The organism is Salinicoccus roseus (assembly GCF_003814515.1).
GTDB lineage: Bacteria > Bacillota > Bacilli > Staphylococcales > Salinicoccaceae > Salinicoccus > Salinicoccus roseus.
On record NZ_RKQJ01000004.1, the window covers coordinates 295,188 to 311,674 of the forward strand.

Consider the following 16,487-nt stretch of genomic DNA (forward strand, 5'->3'; position numbering starts at 1 on the left):
CATAAAAGATTTAATGGACGCCATGGCGGCGCTGTGGAATAATAATCTAAAAAAGAGGTGGAAATGATTGGAAGATATATCAGGAAAGATCAGAAAAAGAAGAAAGATGATGTCACTCTCGCAAGGAGAGCTCGCTGAAGGAATCAGCTCCCAATCTTCCATATCCAGATTGGAGAATGGCAGCTTCACAATAAGTCTGGGTGAGTTTATGAGGGTGATGGAACGTCTGAATCTGAGCATGCATGATGTATTCTGCAGTGGCGAGAAGACGCCGGGCATAATCGTGCGGGAACAGTTGGATGCGGCCAGAAAAGAGCAGGATTACGATAGGATGGAAGAAATACTGAAAAGCGAGAGAAGCGGATTCTGGAAACAGTCGCCAGAGCTTGAAGGCTACAGGTCCTGGCACCATGGACTTGTAAAACAGTCCAAAGGACAGTATAGGATGGCCCTGCGCTTGATCAATATAGCGATAGAGATGAATCAGAAGAATGAGTGGATGTATGAAGCAGTGGCAGAAATGCATCTGGCTAAAGGGAATATATACAGTATGACTGGTTTGGGTGGTCTGGATTCCTACAAAGAGGCTTTGGCCTTTTATGAAGGATCCAAAAAGACGTCCCCGGTACTCGTAGTCAAAATATTATATAATTTGGCTGTGAGCCTGTGTGAAGGTGAAGAGCATGAAAAGTCATTGAAGTATTGCAACAAAGCCTTGGAGATACTCCACAAAAATGATTCTACATATCTGATCGTCCATATACTCTATATGAAGTTTTCCGCACTGATAAATCTTAAGCAGTATGAAGAATATGAAATTCTGAAAGAGAAGAATAAGGTCTTCTTTGAAAATTACGATGCACTTGAATTGTTTGATATATTAGAAAAATATTCAAAGAAGAATATTTCCTAAATAATGATGATCATAGTCCTTTGAATATTTTATAATGAAATAGTTCCTGTATAGAAACAATAACTTAAAGGGTAAGGGGATATGAATTTGAAAAAGTATACAGTATATTTCATATTGGCAATGTTGTTGGCTGGGGGAAATAATGTTCAACTTAATGACAATGGAATGGAACAGGCAAGCAACTGTTGGTGTCTGGATCACATATTCTAGATGGGAGCGGCCTATAATGACGTGAAGGGTCTGGAGAATCCCCTGGCACGGTTGATGCTGCTGAACCAGTTCAAGATAATGAGCCTGCTTGATCCGGAAAACCATACTTCCTACTGCTACTACATGGACATCCTTACGGAAGGGGTACAGAAGAAATATCCGCATGTGATGGAGATGATCAGCGGGGAAGAGGTGACCATGGAAGTGGCCGGGGAAGTGGATACGATCCTTGCCATCTTCAGTAAGATTGAAAGATCGATGGCCCAGTTGAATGAAGGGGCACGGGAGGAATTGTCTGCGGGTTATCATGTCCATTTTACCGGGTTTGACAGCAGCAGCAATATAGAATACCATCATTTCACCTATTGGAACTTTTTGGTGCGTCATCGGGAAACCGAGATGCAGAATACGGCAGACGACACTTACAACCTGTCGTTGCATCACTACAGGCAGATGATGCTGAATTATAAGCCATACGAATATATGGATCTTCTGTCTTTTGATGAAATCAGGAATGTCTGCATTGGGAAGGGAAATGAAATGGAGATGCTCAGGCCAAAGAATCTGAACATTGTTGAGGTGGGGAGCCTGCAGCCTCTGCAGGTGGTGAAGGAAAGCGGCCTCGGCACGAAGGAGTAAGGGTTAAGGAACATGTGGAAATAAAAATGATCTGAAGCGGTTGCTTCAGATCATTTTTTCGAATCTATTCAGGGTCTTTGACTTCCCCTTTGAAATCCGCTTCTGCACTTTCTTCCCTCTCCTGCTGTTCCTCACGTCTTTCCATGAGAGCCAAATCTGCATAGAACATCAGGTAGTTCCCTTCGCTGATCTTGAATAAGTATCTTTCTATTTCATCTTCACCAAGCTCATAGTCGTGGAGAAATCGTTCTGCAGGCTCGTTTCTAGCCAGTATCTCCTTCAGTCCTATATCATCCGCTACATGGATATGATAGACCACGTCTGTATATTCAAGGGCTTCGAATTCTTTATCTTCCCTGCCCATAAGGTGTATATCCTCTTCATAATACCCTTCAGCTTTCAACTGTGTAATGCGGTCGAGTACGGCTTCCTGACTGTCATACAACTCAAAATAGTTCACGATGGCCCTCCTTTTCCTGAATCATCTTCAATTTCAATTAATATTCCCTTTGATGATCTTCTAAAACTTACATTATACATATGTTTAAATTTTCTGTATTATCCCCATTATCGAAAATACATTGTTTATACTGTGTTTTTTTGCTATCATAAGTAATTAAATATTTTATTTCATATAATCATAATAATATGGATTATGAGTTTCTAGGCTTTACCTTAAATAAAGCTACTATGGAATAACAATTGGATATCCGATCATCGGCTGTATCTCCATTGTTCCTATCTATGTTTTTTTAAGGTGTACTATTTAAAAATAGGAGGCAATAAGAATGTGGGAAAGAAAGTTTGAAAAAGAGGGTTTGACGTTTGATGATGTGCTGCTGGTACCGGCGCATTCAGAAGTACTGCCGAAGGAAGTGGATCTCTCCGTGCAGCTGTCCAAAAGCATCAGGCTGAACATACCGGTTCTGAGTGCAGGGATGGATACTGTGACCGAATCTGCGATGGCAATCGCGATTGCACGTCAGGGCGGTCTTGGTGTCATTCATAAGAACATGTCCATTGAACGCCAGCGTGACGAGGTGGAGAAGGTCAAACGTTCCGAAAACGGTGTCATCAAAGATCCATTCTTCCTGACGAAGGAGGAGCAGGTCTTCGCAGCAGAGCATCTGATGGGCAAATACCGTATTTCCGGAGTGCCGATCGTCAATAATCCAGAGGAGAAGAAGCTGATCGGCATCATCACAAACCGTGACCTGCGCTTCATAGAGGATTATTCAAAACCGATTGATGATGTAATGACCAAAGAGAACCTTATAACTGCTGAAGTAGGTACGACGCTGGATGAAGCGGCGCAGATTCTTCAGAAATACAGAATTGAAAAACTCCCACTTGTCGATGAAAACAACATATTAAAAGGCCTGATCACGATTAAGGACATCGAGAAGGTCATCGAATTTCCGGGCGCTGCCAAGGATAGCCAGGGGCGTCTCCTTGTGGCGGGTGCCATCGGCATCGCCAAAGAGACGAAAAAACGTGCTGAAGAGCTCATCGCAGCAGGTGTGGATGCACTTGTCATCGATACGGCCCATGGCCATTCGGGAGGTGTGCTCAAAGCGATTCGTGATGTCCGTGATAATTTCCCTGACATCACATTGATTGCTGGAAACGTGGCAACTGCGGAAGGGACGAAAGCATTGATTGATGCAGGTGTCGATGTAGTCAAAGTCGGCATCGGCCCGGGTTCCATCTGTACTACCCGTGTCGTTTCAGGTGTCGGTGTCCCTCAGATCACAGCAGTCTATGATGCAGCGAGCGAGGCAAGGAAGCATGGCAAGACGATCATTGCAGACGGAGGCATCAAGCTGTCCGGCGACATCGTCAAAGCACTTGCAGCCGGAGGTCATGCAGTCATGCTCGGCAGCCTGCTTGCAGGTACGAGCGAATCTCCAGGGGAGACTGAAATCTTCCAAGGAAGAAGATATAAGACATACCGTGGCATGGGTTCCCTCGGAGCGATGGAGAAAGGCTCGAAAGACCGCTACTTCCAGGAAGATTCGGAAGCGAAGAAATTTGTTCCTGAAGGCATTGAAGGGCGTACAGAGTATAAGGGTCCACTCAGCGATACAATCTATCAGCTGATGGGCGGACTAAGGTCCGGGATGGGCTATACAGGATCACAGGACCTGGAGGCTCTCAGAGAAGAGTCGCAGTTCGTCAAGATCACAGGTGCTGGCCTGATCGAAAGCCACCCGCACAATATCCAGATCACTAAAGAATCCCCGAACTACTCTAGATAAGATAGGAGCACGGTTGAAAGATGGAAATGGCTAAAGAGCAGGAACTCATACTGGTTATCGACTATGGCAGTCAATACAACCAACTCATTACACGGCGTATCAGGGACCTTGGAGTGTACAGTGAACTCCATAACCCGAGCATTACAATGGAAGAAATAAGGGAACTGAATCCACAGGGCATCATCCTCTCAGGCGGACCGCGTTCCGTCTATGCAGAAGATGCATTCACTGTAGACCCTGAAGTGTTTGAACTCGGCGTACCGGTGCTCGGCATCTGCTACGGCATGCAGCTCATCACACAGCTGAACGGCGGGGAAGTCGTCCCATCCAACGAAAAGGAATTCGGACCGACTGAAATCAGTCTGGATATCAACGCGCCCCTCTTCAAGGGACTGGCTGAAAGCGAAATCGTCCTGATGAGCCACAGTGATAAAGTCACGCACATCCCGGATTCCTTCAAGCAGATCGCCTATACGCCGCTATGCCAGTATGCAGGCATCAAGCATGAAGAGAAGGAAATCTATGGTGTGCAGTTCCACCCGGAATCCAAGCACTCCAAAAATGGAGATACATTCCTCAGGAATTTCATCCGTGATATCTGTGGATGTCACGGAGAATGGACGATGGATAACTTCATCGCTATTGAAATCGATAAGATCCGCGAGGAGGTCGGCGACAGAAAAGTGCTTTGTGCAATGAGCGGCGGAGTGGATTCATCCGTTACCGCTGTATTGATGCACCGGGCAATCGGTGACAACCTCACATGCATCTTCGTCGACCACGGTCTCCTCCGTAAGGGAGAGGCGGAAATGGTCATGGAACAGTTCGGCGAAGGTTTCAACATGAATATCATCAAAGTGGATGCGAAAGACCGCTTCCTGAATAAACTTAAAGGCGTGGCTGACCCGGAACAGAAGCGGAAGATCATCGGCAATGAATTCATCTATGTATTCGACGATGAAGCTTCCAAGCTTGAAGACGTGGACTTCCTTGCACAGGGCACGCTCTACACGGACATCATCGAGTCCGGTACAGAGACGGCAACGACGATCAAGTCGCACCATAACGTCGGCGGGCTGCCTGAAGACATGCAGTTCAAACTGCTTGAGCCGCTCAACACATTGTTCAAGGATGAAGTGCGTGAACTCGGCATAGAACTCGGCATTCCTGAGCACCTTGTTTGGAGACAGCCTTTCCCGGGTCCGGGCCTCGGCATCCGCATACTTGGTGAAATTACAGAAGAGAAGCTGGAAATTGTGCGCGAAAGTGACTGGATCCTGCGGGACGAAATCAAGAAGGCGGGTCTCGACCGTGAAATCTGGCAGTATTTTACAGTCCTTCCCGACATCCGCTCCGTCGGTGTCATGGGCGACTACCGTACGTACAGCCACACGATCGGCATCCGCGCCGTCACAAGCATCGACGGTATGACGAGTGAATTCGCCAAGATCGACTGGGACGTATTGGAACGCATATCAAAGCGCCTCGTCAATGAGAGCGAACAGATCAACCGCGTGGTCTACGATGTGACAAGCAAGCCGCCGGCTACGATCGAGTGGGAATAGCCACATGCAACTAGAGCCCCTGTAACGGTTACCGTTACAGGGGCTCTCTTTTAAAATGAGGGACTTGAAATCATGTTATTTTGGTTCATACGACCAGGACCATCTTTCTCCATCAGAGAAGAAATGATAGACATTTCCATGCTCATACAGATGGAAGTCATAGATGCCTGATCTCACCGGTTTTTCATTCAACTTCTCTGGATGGTTATGGGCTAGGTAAATCAGCTCATCATCCGTAAAGTCCTCTACAGGTTCATATGACCATTTCCAGTACGTGCCGTCATAGGAGAAGTGGAAATCGTATCCGTCATGGATAAAATTATAGGCATATGGTGTATCCTGCACCGGAGCCGCATTTAATTTTTCAGGTGAATATAATGCCAGTTCAGCCAGACGTTCTTTTGTTGTGCCATCTTCCTCTCGAGTCATATCGTTCTGGCCATCATTTCCTTCCGCCTGAAGCTGCTGTTCCTTTTGGTATATTGCTGCGACCCTTTCATTGAATTCCACTTGGGACAAATCGCCGAAATCCTTTTCGTAAGCTAAATCGTTTATTCTATCTTGAGCTTCTTGGGACATCCATGTTGTATCGAAATCTGTATTTGCCCATCCGTCACCATCCGGGTCGGTTTCGGCAGGGAGTATTTCGCCCCAGACTGTCTTCGCACCTTCTTCTTCATCCAAGTCATCCGCTTCTGCCGTGCCGCTCATTCCTGTAAACACTAGTGTGCTTGAGACTAATAGTGAACCGAGTACAGCTCTTCTCTTCATTCAAGAACTCTCCTTTCAGAAATGATTGGTCTCTCTATCGTAAAATTAACACAGGCGAACCGATGTTTCAAATGTACTGAAAATAGATAAAACTGGAATTTTGCGGGTTTGGTAGAAGCTTCCGGGTTTCCTGTGTGGTGGACTGCTCTTTGGAAAGATTTGAAGAAGATCATACACAGGAATGGGAGAGGGCACTACTATAAGAAGTAGGTTCCGGTGAATGGATGAAGCGGAAGTCATTACAAGGGTGACCTGCCTTGTGGCAAAGGTGTTATTATTTTTTATTTTATAGTATTATTTAACCTAGTATTACAGAAATTAGAGGATTGGAATTTATACATCAATAAAAATATAAGACTATCATTGGAGGCCGACATGCGAAAGATTGCCTATTATACGGCTGTTATACTGTTCATCATGCTTATACCCGTGTCCCGGGTGGCTGCAGATACTGAAGAGGAAGCGACTCAGGAGAACGCACAGGAACCATCTGCTGAGGAGACGGTGGAGGCGCCGACTTCCGAATCTTCTACAGAAGAAGAAGGCACGAGTGAATATTATGAGGAACGGACGGAAGAGACATATGAGCATGTCCCTTCTCAGACTGAAGAGTCATATGAATACACGGTTCCCCAGACGGAAGAGACATTTGAAGAATGGACTGGGGAAGCATACGAATATACGGAAGATACATATGAAGACTCCGTGTCTGAACCGACTTTGGAGGAGACGACAGAACAATTCATGGAGCAGACGGCTGAACCGACGGTGGAGGTATCCACCGAGGAAGTGACAGAGGTGCCCGCTGATGAGCCGGCTGCGGAATTGGAACCGGTTGAGGCTCCGGTGGAAGTGGCGGTCAGCCAGTCTGAAGTGACTGAGTTCTCGATTGAAGGAAAAGTGATGGCAGACAGCCGAGGTGTAGAGGATGTCACAGTTTCACTATCGGGAGCAGAGACAGATGAAGTGACGACGGATGAAGAAGGGAATTTCCGATTCTCCCAAGTGCCCGCCGGTGAGTATAAGCTTGAAATAACGGTGCCTGAAGGGTATGAAGCGGAAGAAGCGGATAAAACGTTGACGATTGAAGATAAAGGCAAGAAAGGTCTCATCTTCGAAGTTTCTGAAAAGGAAGAGATGCAACCGGAGGATATGGAAGCTTCAGAAGAAGTGGCTGCAGAGAATGGTATGGATGCACCGGGAGTGAATATGACTCTGGTGATCATAGGCAGTGTGCTCCTTATGCTTGGACTTCTGGTATATGCAATCCGGATCATTCGAAATAGATGATGTGAGAAAGTCTGACATGTGATGTCAGGCTTTTTTACATGGATTTTGAATATTCAAAAAGTGAGTATATAATACTCCCATACTTGAATTGGGGGAATGCTCATGGACACAATTTTTATATTTCTTTGTACACTGCTCGTATGGCTGATGACGCCTGGATTGGCTTTATTCTACGGGGGACTTGTGCAGTCCAAGAATGTGCTGAATACATCGATGCACAGCCTGGCTGCCATCGTTGTCGTAACTTTTGTATGGGTGGGTCTTGGATTCTCCTTAAGTTTCGGGGGAAGCAACCTGTTCATAGGCGACCTTTCATACCTCGGCCTGACAGGAGTCGGCTATGAAGCGAACGCCGCATTTTCTGAAACGATTCCTTTCGCTCTATACATGCTGTTCCAACTGACATTTTGTACGATAGCTGTTTCAATTCTGACAGGGTCGGTTGCAGAACGCATGAAATTTGGACCATTTCTTTTATTCATGGCCCTATGGGTCATCCTTGTATACAGTCCGGTTGCACACTGGGTCTGGGGTGGCGGGTGGATCCACTCGATCGGGGCCGTGGACTTCGCGGGAGGGACGGTTGTACACATTTCATCGGGTGTTTCAGGGCTGGTGCTTGCCTTGATGCTCGGGTCGAGGAAGCCGGACAATAAGAAGCCGCCGCACAATCTCGTCATCACGATGGTCGGTGCCATACTGGTCTGGTTCGGCTGGTTCGGGTTCAATGCAGGAAGTGCGCTGACTTTCGATGCCATTGCGATGAGCGCATTTACGAATACGGTTCTGGCGTCTACGGCTGGTATTGCCGGATGGGTAATGGTCGAGAGGTTTACAAAAGGGAAAGTATCTCTGATCGGCACGCTCTCAGGGATGCTTGCCGGACTCGTGGCCATCACACCGGCGGCTGGATTCGTCACCTACGGCGGAGCGATGACACTTGGCCTGTTGGGCGGAGCGTTATGTTTCTTCGCAATTACAAAACTGAAAGTCCTGCTGAATTACGATGACGCGCTCGATGCGTTCGGCCTCCATGGCATTGGGGGCATCGTCGGTGCCATCGGCACTGGAATTCTCCAGACAAGTGCCGTAAATCCGGGAATTGCAGACGGTCTCCTCTCAGGAGGCGGAGTCACGCCTGTACTGGCACAGCTTGCAGCGGTGAGCGCCACAATACTGTTCAGTGCTGTAATGACATATGGCATCGCAAAGGGCATCAGCCTGTTCACGACACTCCGCACGGATGAAAAGGAGGAACTCGATGGACTCGATGTCGTCATCCATGGCGAGAAGGCATATGAATATTCCAATTCATAAGTTTGAATCAACTATAAAATGGAAGGGAATTGTTTCGTTAATACAGCAATGGGTAAGATATAATCAAGACTGATGGTAATATTTCCTTAGCCTGATACTATGCCGCTTTGAACAGCGGCATTTTTTATATGATATGGAGCTTATTGTATTTACATTTCTCAATTTATGAAAGCCTTTACATGGTTGTCTATACATGTTATAGTTATGGCGATAAATCAACATTAGAAGGAGTGTGAAATGAATGGCAGTGAACCGTGATGATGTCAAAGCCATTATTGACGCGGTTGGTGGCAAGGAAAACGTCAATGCAGCAACGCACTGTGTGACTAGACTGCGTCTTGCTCTTGAGGATGAATCCAAAGTGGACAAGGAAAAGCTGGATTCTATCGATCTGGTCAAAGGCTCTTTTGCTGCGAACAACCAGTTCCAGGTAGTCATTGGCCAAGGGACTGTGAACGAAGCATTTAAGATTTTCGAGGAGGAGACGGGCAAGGGCGGCGGCTCGAAGGATGAAGTCAAGGCGGCAGCGGCCCAGAAGATGAATCCGATACAGCGGTTCATTAAAATGCTTGGGGATATATTCATTCCAATCCTTCCCGCAATCGTTACAGCGGGTCTGCTACTCGGTATAAACAACCTGCTGACGGTGCAAGGACTGTTCTGGGACAATGATTCCGTCATTACCCGTTTCCCTGGCATAGAAGGCATTGCGAGTATGATCAACTTCATTGCAGTTGCGCCATTCATCTTCCTGCCGGTACTGATCGGCTGGTCTGCGATGAAGGTGTTCGGCGGGAACCCACTGCTCGGTATCGCCCTCGGTGTCGCATTATGTCACCCGGACCTGGCGAGCCAGTATGGTTTGTTCGATGCTGAAGCCGGTGAACTGGCTGATATCCCTACATGGAACTTCTTCGGTCTGCAAATTGAACAGCTGAACTATCAGGGCCAGGTCCTCCCCGTACTTGTAGCTGCGTGGCTCCTTGCTAAAGTGGAGAACTTCCTGGATAAGAGGATTCACGATATGTTCAAGCTGCTTCTGGTCGCACCGATTTCACTGCTTGTAGTCGGCATACTTACCTTTACTCTGATCGGTCCTGTCACACTGTTCCTGAGCGGCATCATTTCTGACAGTGTAGTATGGTTGTTTGAATCAGCAGGCATCCTGGGTGGCGCAGTCTACGGACTGTTCTATGCACCACTTGTCATTACGGGGCTGCACCATATGTTCCTGGCGATGGACCTTCAGCTTATCGGGACCACCGGCGCAACATATCTGTGGCCGATACTTGCAATTTCAAATATTGCCCAGGGTTCCGCAGCCTTCGGTGCATGGATGATCTATCGTCAACAGAAGAAGAAGAAAGAGGAAGGTCTGGCGATGACTTCCGGTATTTCCGGTTGGCTGGGCGTCACTGAGCCTGCAATGTTCGGTGTCAACCTGCCGCTCAAATATCCATTCCTTGCAGCCATCATCACTACAGCATTCGTCGGCGGCCTTTTCGGAATGAATGGTCTGACCGCAGCGAGCGTAGGCGTCGGCGGGGTGCCGGGCGTCATCTCGATCACAGAAGGCTTCTGGCTGCTATTCACCATAGGGATGGGCATCGCGATCGTCGTTCCGTTCCTGCTTACACTCCTCTTCTCCAGGTTCGCAAAAGAGAAGACAAAAGATATGGTTAAAGATTAAATCAAGCAAAAGGAGTTTTTTAAGATGGCATCCAAAGACTGGAGAAAATCGGTGGTCTATCAGATCTATCCCAAGTCATTCAACGATACGACCGGAAGCGGCGAAGGGGACATCAGGGGCATCATAGATAAGCTTGATTATTTCACGACTTTGGGTGTGGATTATCTCTGGCTCACACCGGTCTATGAATCTCCTATGAACGACAATGGCTATGATATCAGCAACTATTATGAAGTGAATCCACAGTTCGGTACAAAGGCGGATCTTGAGGAGCTGCTGGAGAAGGCGCATGCCAGAGGTCTTAAGATCATGATGGACATCGTCATCAATCACACATCAACGGAGCATCACTGGTTCGTCGAGTCCAGGAAATCCCGTGATAATGAATATCGCGACTACTATATCTGGAAAGATGGCACCTACGATACACCTCCAACGAACTGGGAATCGAAGTTCGGCGGAAATGCTTGGGCATATGATGAAGATACGAACCAATACTACCTCCGCCTCTTCGATATCACCCAGGCTGACCTGAATTGGGAGAACGAGGACATGCGCCGTGACATATATGAAATGATCAATTACTGGATAGATTTCGGCGTGGATGGTTTCCGGTTCGATGTGGTCAATCTGATATCCAAAGGGGAATTCAAGAACTCCGAAGGCCCAGGGAAGGAATTCTACACCGACGGTCCCAAAGTTCATGAGTACATCAATGAATTGAACCGCAATACTTTCGGGGACAAGGACATCATGACTGTTGGGGAGATGTCTTCCACAACGATCGAGCACTGTCTGAAGTACACCAACCCTGAGCGCAACGAACTTAATTCCGTATTCAATTTCCACCATCTGAAGGTTGACTATCCGGGTGGGGAAAAATGGTCGCTTGCCAACTTCGATTTTCTTGAACTGAAAAAGATATTGATGGAATGGCAGGTGGCAATGGATGAAGGCGGCGGCTGGAATGCCATCTTCTGGTGCAATCATGACCAGCCCCGCGTCGTATCCAGGTTCGGCAATGATGAGACCGAAGAGAACCGGTTGCTGAGTGGAAAAATGCTGGCAATTGCCCTCCATGGACTGAAAGGCACCCCCTACATCTACCAGGGTGAAGAGATCGGCATGACCAATCCCGGTTTCAACCGGATCGATCAGTACCGTGATGTGGAGAGTCTCAATGCATATTCGATACTGAGGGAGGAAGGTATGGATGCTTCCCTCATATTGGATATATTGGCGACCAAATCGAGGGATAACTCGAGGACACCTGTGCAGTGGGATGATTCCAGGAATGCTGGATTTACAGAAGGCATGCCATGGATAGAAGTGTCGGACAAGTATGGAGAAATAAATGTTGCACGTGCCCTCGAAGACGGCAATTCCATTTTCTATACGTATCAGAAGCTGATCGAGTTGAGGCATGAATTGGATGTTCTGACATACGGCAGCGTGAAGCCGCATCTTATGAAGGATGATGACCTCTTTGTATATGAACGGCTTTATGAAGGGGAACGCATCACGGTCATGGCCAACTTCAGAAACAAGGAAGTACCGTATCCTGAAAACATCAACGCAGAGGGCGAAGTGCTCCTCTCCAATTATGCCGATAGGAAGAATGTCCTGAGGCCGTTTGAAGCCATGATGATATATGGACAAAACAACTGAAAAAGGATATGATGTATTAGATTTTAATACATCCGGGAAGACGGTAGGGTGAGTACAATGAATTTGAATAAATACAATCATATTTATCAGGTGTTGTCGAGCGACATTGCAGAAGGCACATACAAGAAGGGGGATGTTCTGCCTTCTGAGCATACACTTGTCAGCATGTTCGATGTATCCAGGGAAACAGTCAGAAAAGCTTTGAACCTGCTCCAGGAAAATGGCTATATCCAGAAGATGAAGGGCAAAGGTTCTGTGGTCATCTATAACCCTTCGATGGATTTCACCGTTTCCCACCTGACAAGCTTCAAGGAAATCCAGCAGCTGAAAACGACACAGTATTCCACGAATGTAGTGGAACTGACACAGTATTCCGCTGAAGAGTTCCCCAGGGTAATGGAAGCATTGAAGCTTCAGCCCGAGGAGAGGGTTTGGAGGCTTATCAGGCAGAGGCGTTTTGAGGATAGGACGCACATCGTGGATATAGATTACTTCATTGTAGAAATGATGCCTGGACTGAACGAAAAGATTGCAGCCGATTCAATCTATGAATATATTGAAAAGAGGATGGGTCTTATTATCGCCTATTCCCATAAGGAAATCACATTTGAACCGATGAATGAGCAGGATCTGGAGTTGTTCGGCAATGTCATTCCCCCATACACAGCGACTGTCCGTTCAATCGTTCATCTGAATGATGCCCGTCCGTTTCAGTTCAATGTTTCTAAGCACCTGGCCAATGAATTCAAGTTCGTGGACTTCTCCCGCCGCTTTCATGGCGAATAGTCGTTTAATCTTGCATTGGCCCATGGATTTTGGTATTATATACTGTGCCGTGCTAAGTGGGGAGGTAGCGGTGCCCTGTACCTGCAATCCGCTCCAGCAGGACCGAATTCCGCTTCCGAGGATACTCGGTGTGAGGACTGCCTTGATCTCACCAGTGTTGAGATCCCGGTCCTATGCAATAGAACGTCACGAACCATGTCAGGTCCGGAAGGAAGCAGCATTAAGTGGCCCATTCTATGTGCCGTAGGACAGCCGGGGTTGAGCTGGTGGATCGAGTAACGCTTGTGCCGGGTGTTCGAAGAGCGGTGCACGGTTACATATCAGATGACTGCATCTTAAGATGCAGTCATTTTTTGTTGCCCGGAATTAGGGACGAAAGTTTATATATGGTATAATAAACAGCATAAATGACTCAGTATGGAGGTGCCGCTGGATGGAATATCAAGCCTTGTATCGGGCGTTCCGGCCGCAGACATTTGAAGATGTGGTGGGACAGAAGCATGTCACGAAAACGTTAAGAAACGCGATAATCAGAAATAAGGAATCCCACGCATACCTGTTCAGCGGACCCAGGGGAACAGGAAAGACAAGCATTGCGAAAATCTTTGCCAAGGCGCTGAACTGCCGTTTCGGTTCCGAAGGGGAACCGTGCAACGAGTGCGATATCTGCATGAGCATCACCGAAGGCAGCGCGAATGATGTAATTGAGATTGATGCTGCCAGTAATAATGGTGTGGACGAGATCAGGAACATACGTGAAAAAGTCAAGTATGCACCGTCTGAAGCAATGTATAAAGTATATATCATCGATGAGGTGCACATGCTGACCACAGGTGCTTTCAACGCACTTTTGAAAACACTCGAGGAGCCGCCGGGCCATGCCATTTTTATTCTGGCGACGACGGAACCCCATAAGATTCCGGCGACCATAATTTCAAGATGTCAGCGTTTCGATTTCAAGGCGATAGAGCTGAATGAGATTGTCGAGAGGCTCGAGTATGTAGCACAGAGTGAATCGCTCGAATATGAATCGGATGCCATAGAATATATCGCAAGGACGTCGGAAGGCGGTATGCGGGACGCGCTCAGCATCATGGATCAGGTCATTGCCTACAGCAATGATGTAATCACACTGGATGATGCCATCATGATTACGGGAGGCATCAAATCAGAGGAACTGAATGATTGGCTGAAGCTGATCGATCACCGGGATTCGAGGGAAGCATTCATCAAATATCACCAGTTCATCGAAGAGGGCAAGGACCCGACAAGGCTGATCCATGAGCTCGTCTATTACATCAGGGATATCATTTTGATGAAGCATGATGGAGAGATCAACGAGGATGTCGCTTTTGCGCATACCGAAGACAAGGTGCTCTATGAAATGATTGATGTATTGAACGATGCCATGGTCATGATGCGCTTTTCAGTGAATACGAGCGTTCATCTTGAGGTGGTCATCGTCAAGCTGATCCAGGTGCTCAACCGAAACGATCAATCTGTAGAACCGCAAGCGGTGGATCTTTCACATATCGAGCAGAAGCTGGCGGAGCTTGATAAGAAGCTCTCCAACTATTCTCAGGCCCCGAACTCGCAGGCGCAGGAACCCCAGAAGCGGGAGGAAACCCAAAGCCGGTCTTCAAAGGGCTTCTCCTTGAGGCAGATTGAGAAAGTACTGGATAATGCCAATAAGGAAGATCTGGTGAAGCTCAAGGATGACTGGCCAAAAGTTTATCAGCATGTTGAGGAGAAGGGGTACCATGCCCTAAGGTCCCTTATCAAGGATTCGGAACCCGTGGCAGCCAGTGATACCCATGTCCTTCTCAAGTTCAAAAGTGATCTGCACAGCGACCTGATCAATAAGGATGAAAAGAAGCGCCAGGAGCTGGAAGCGGTCATCCCTTCCATCATCGGCAAGGATGTAAAAGTGGTGGGTGTGCCCGATTCGAGCTGGCTGCAGGTAAGGCATGACTATATACAGGAAAAGAAAGCAAATAAAGAAAAGAAGTCAGATGAGGATGGGAAGAAGCCTTCTGATGTGGCCAAAGAGATCTTTGGGAGTGACGTCGTAGAAACGCGCTCATGATAACTGTTTATAAAAGAAGCAATTTCATATATACTATATAGAAGAAAAATGAAAACTGATTTGGAGGAGAATATATATGCGTGGCGGAATGAACAATATGCAAGGCATGATGAAACAGATGCAGAAGATGCAGAAGAAGATGCAGGAAGAGCAGGAAAAACTGAAAGAAGAGAAAGTTGAAGGCACTGCTGGTGGCGGGATGGTCAAAGTGACTGTTTCAGGACACAAAGAAGTGCTGGATGTGGAAATCCAGGAAGAAGTAGTGGATCCGGACGACATTGAAATGCTCCAGGACCTGATCGTCGCTGCAACCAATGAAGCAATGACAAAAGCGGATGAGCTCTCAAGTGAAAGGCTCGGCCAACATACTAAAGGTATGAACATTCCGGGAATGATGTAACATGCATTATCCGGAACCCATATCAAAGCTGATCGACAGCTTCATGAAACTGCCGGGCATTGGGCCGAAGACTGCCCAACGTCTGGCATTTTATGTACTCAATATGAAAGAAGACGATGTCGTCAACTTTTCACGCAGCCTGATGGAAGTAAAGAGAGATCTCCAGTTTTGTTCCGTATGCGGCCACATCACCGACATCGATCCCTGCTATATATGTCAGGATAAGAATAGAGATAGATCCATCGTCTGTGTAGTGCAGGATACTAAAGACGTCATTGCAATGGAGAAGATGCGTGAGTATAGGGGGATGTACCATGTTCTTCATGGTGCAATCAGTCCCATGGATGGAATCGGGCCGGAAGACATCAATGTGGCCACATTGATTGAAAGGCTGAAGGACGAGCAGATAAAAGAAATCATATTGGCAACGAACCCGAATATAGAAGGGGAGTCTACAGCAATGTACATCTCCCGTCTGGTCAAGCCGATCGGTGTAAAGATCACACGTCTTGCGCATGGGCTGCCTGTCGGGGGCGACTTGGAATATGCCGATGAAGTCACGCTTTCGAAAGCGATAGAGTATCGTACAGAACTATAGAAGAAACCAGGCCATTACAATGAAAAATGGCCTGGAAAACTTTTTTTGAAAAACCCCTTGCATTCTCTAATGAAACCCTGTATAGTTATTTCTTGTCGGACGAAACGCAAAACCGACACAACAAACGTTACTATTAAGTTAAAAAAGATATAAAAAAGTGTTGCATCGCTGAGATCAACATGCTATAATAGTAAAGCAGTCAAAACAGAGAACATTGAAAACTGAATGACAATATGTCAACGTTAATTCCGAAAAAACGAATGCTACGGCATTCAACTTGGGCGACAAGTAAAACC

13 protein-coding genes, 1 other RNA gene, 1 pseudogene and 1 riboswitch are annotated in these 16,487 nt (G+C 47.0%); of the genes and pseudogenes, 13 read left to right on the plus strand and 2 right to left on the minus strand.

Translation table 11 applies throughout. The features are described from left to right. Positions 1-67 precede the first annotated feature (67 nt). Positions 68-913 (plus strand): helix-turn-helix domain-containing protein, encoded by an 846-nt coding sequence (locus tag EDC33_RS12490; RefSeq protein ID WP_124011413.1) that lies wholly within the window; start codon positions 68-70, stop codon positions 911-913. A gap of 210 nt (positions 914-1,123) precedes the next feature. Further along, positions 1,124-1,762, plus strand: a complete 639-nt coding sequence (locus EDC33_RS12495; RefSeq protein WP_124011414.1) for a YfbU family protein — start codon at positions 1,124-1,126, stop codon at positions 1,760-1,762. Between the two features lie 64 nt (positions 1,763-1,826). On the opposite strand, the gene EDC33_RS12500 is transcribed toward EDC33_RS12495, so the two are convergent. Continuing rightward, on the minus strand, positions 1,827-2,222 hold the full coding sequence (locus EDC33_RS12500) for a general stress protein (RefSeq protein ID WP_094907337.1): 396 nt from the start codon (positions 2,220-2,222) through the stop codon (positions 1,827-1,829). Positions 2,223-2,372: 150 nt separating this feature from the next. Continuing rightward, positions 2,373-2,473: riboswitch (purine riboswitch) on the plus strand. Positions 2,474-2,550: 77 nt separating this feature from the next. On the opposite strand from EDC33_RS12500, the gene guaB reads away from it, so the two are divergent. Then, positions 2,551-4,020 carry an IMP dehydrogenase gene (gene guaB / locus EDC33_RS12505; protein WP_124011415.1) on the plus strand — a complete coding sequence of 490 codons (1,470 nt, stop codon included), beginning with the start codon at positions 2,551-2,553 and terminating at the stop codon, positions 4,018-4,020. Between the two features lie 20 nt (positions 4,021-4,040). Then, entirely contained in the window at positions 4,041-5,585 is a 1,545-nt protein-coding gene (guaA, locus tag EDC33_RS12510) for a glutamine-hydrolyzing GMP synthase (protein WP_124011416.1), read from the plus strand. A gap of 75 nt (positions 5,586-5,660) precedes the next feature. Here the strand turns inward: guaA and EDC33_RS12515 are convergent, their stop codons facing one another. Beyond that, the gene (locus EDC33_RS12515) at positions 5,661-6,356 is read right to left on the minus strand and encodes an OmpH/Skp family outer membrane protein (protein ID WP_124011417.1); all 696 of its coding nucleotides are present in this window, start codon (positions 6,354-6,356) and stop codon (positions 5,661-5,663) included. Between the two features lie 375 nt (positions 6,357-6,731). On the opposite strand from EDC33_RS12515, the gene EDC33_RS12520 reads away from it, so the two are divergent. From EDC33_RS12520 to recR, 9 genes and pseudogenes are all read left to right on the plus strand, one after another. After that, entirely contained in the window at positions 6,732-7,646 is a 915-nt protein-coding gene (locus EDC33_RS12520; RefSeq protein WP_124011418.1) for a carboxypeptidase regulatory-like domain-containing protein, read from the plus strand. Between the two features lie 96 nt (positions 7,647-7,742). Further along, positions 7,743-9,036, plus strand: a pseudogene (locus EDC33_RS12525) (ammonium transporter). A 168-nt stretch (positions 9,037-9,204) separates the two neighbouring features. After that, complete coding sequence (treP, locus tag EDC33_RS12530; protein WP_124011420.1) at positions 9,205-10,653, plus strand: PTS system trehalose-specific EIIBC component; 1,449 nt, start codon at positions 9,205-9,207, stop codon at positions 10,651-10,653. Between the two features lie 24 nt (positions 10,654-10,677). Beyond that, a complete protein-coding gene (gene treC / locus EDC33_RS12535; RefSeq protein ID WP_094907342.1) occupies positions 10,678-12,321 on the plus strand; it encodes an alpha,alpha-phosphotrehalase in 1,644 nt (547 codons plus the stop codon). A 57-nt stretch (positions 12,322-12,378) separates the two neighbouring features. After that, positions 12,379-13,107, plus strand: a complete 729-nt coding sequence (gene treR / locus EDC33_RS12540) for a trehalose operon repressor (RefSeq protein WP_124011421.1) — start codon at positions 12,379-12,381, stop codon at positions 13,105-13,107. 47 nt (positions 13,108-13,154) lie between these two features. Beyond that, positions 13,155-13,420, plus strand: an RNA gene (ffs, locus tag EDC33_RS12545) — signal recognition particle sRNA large type. Between the two features lie 120 nt (positions 13,421-13,540). Continuing rightward, positions 13,541-15,193 (plus strand): DNA polymerase III subunit gamma/tau, encoded by a 1,653-nt coding sequence (gene dnaX, locus EDC33_RS12550; protein WP_094907344.1) that lies wholly within the window; start codon positions 13,541-13,543, stop codon positions 15,191-15,193. A gap of 76 nt (positions 15,194-15,269) precedes the next feature. Beyond that, entirely contained in the window at positions 15,270-15,593 is a 324-nt protein-coding gene (locus EDC33_RS12555) for a YbaB/EbfC family nucleoid-associated protein (protein ID WP_040106938.1), read from the plus strand. A gap of 1 nt (position 15,594) precedes the next feature. After that, positions 15,595-16,191, plus strand: coding sequence for a recombination mediator RecR (gene recR / locus EDC33_RS12560; RefSeq protein WP_040106937.1), 597 nt, complete (start codon positions 15,595-15,597; stop codon positions 16,189-16,191). Positions 16,192-16,487: the final 296 nt, after the last annotated feature.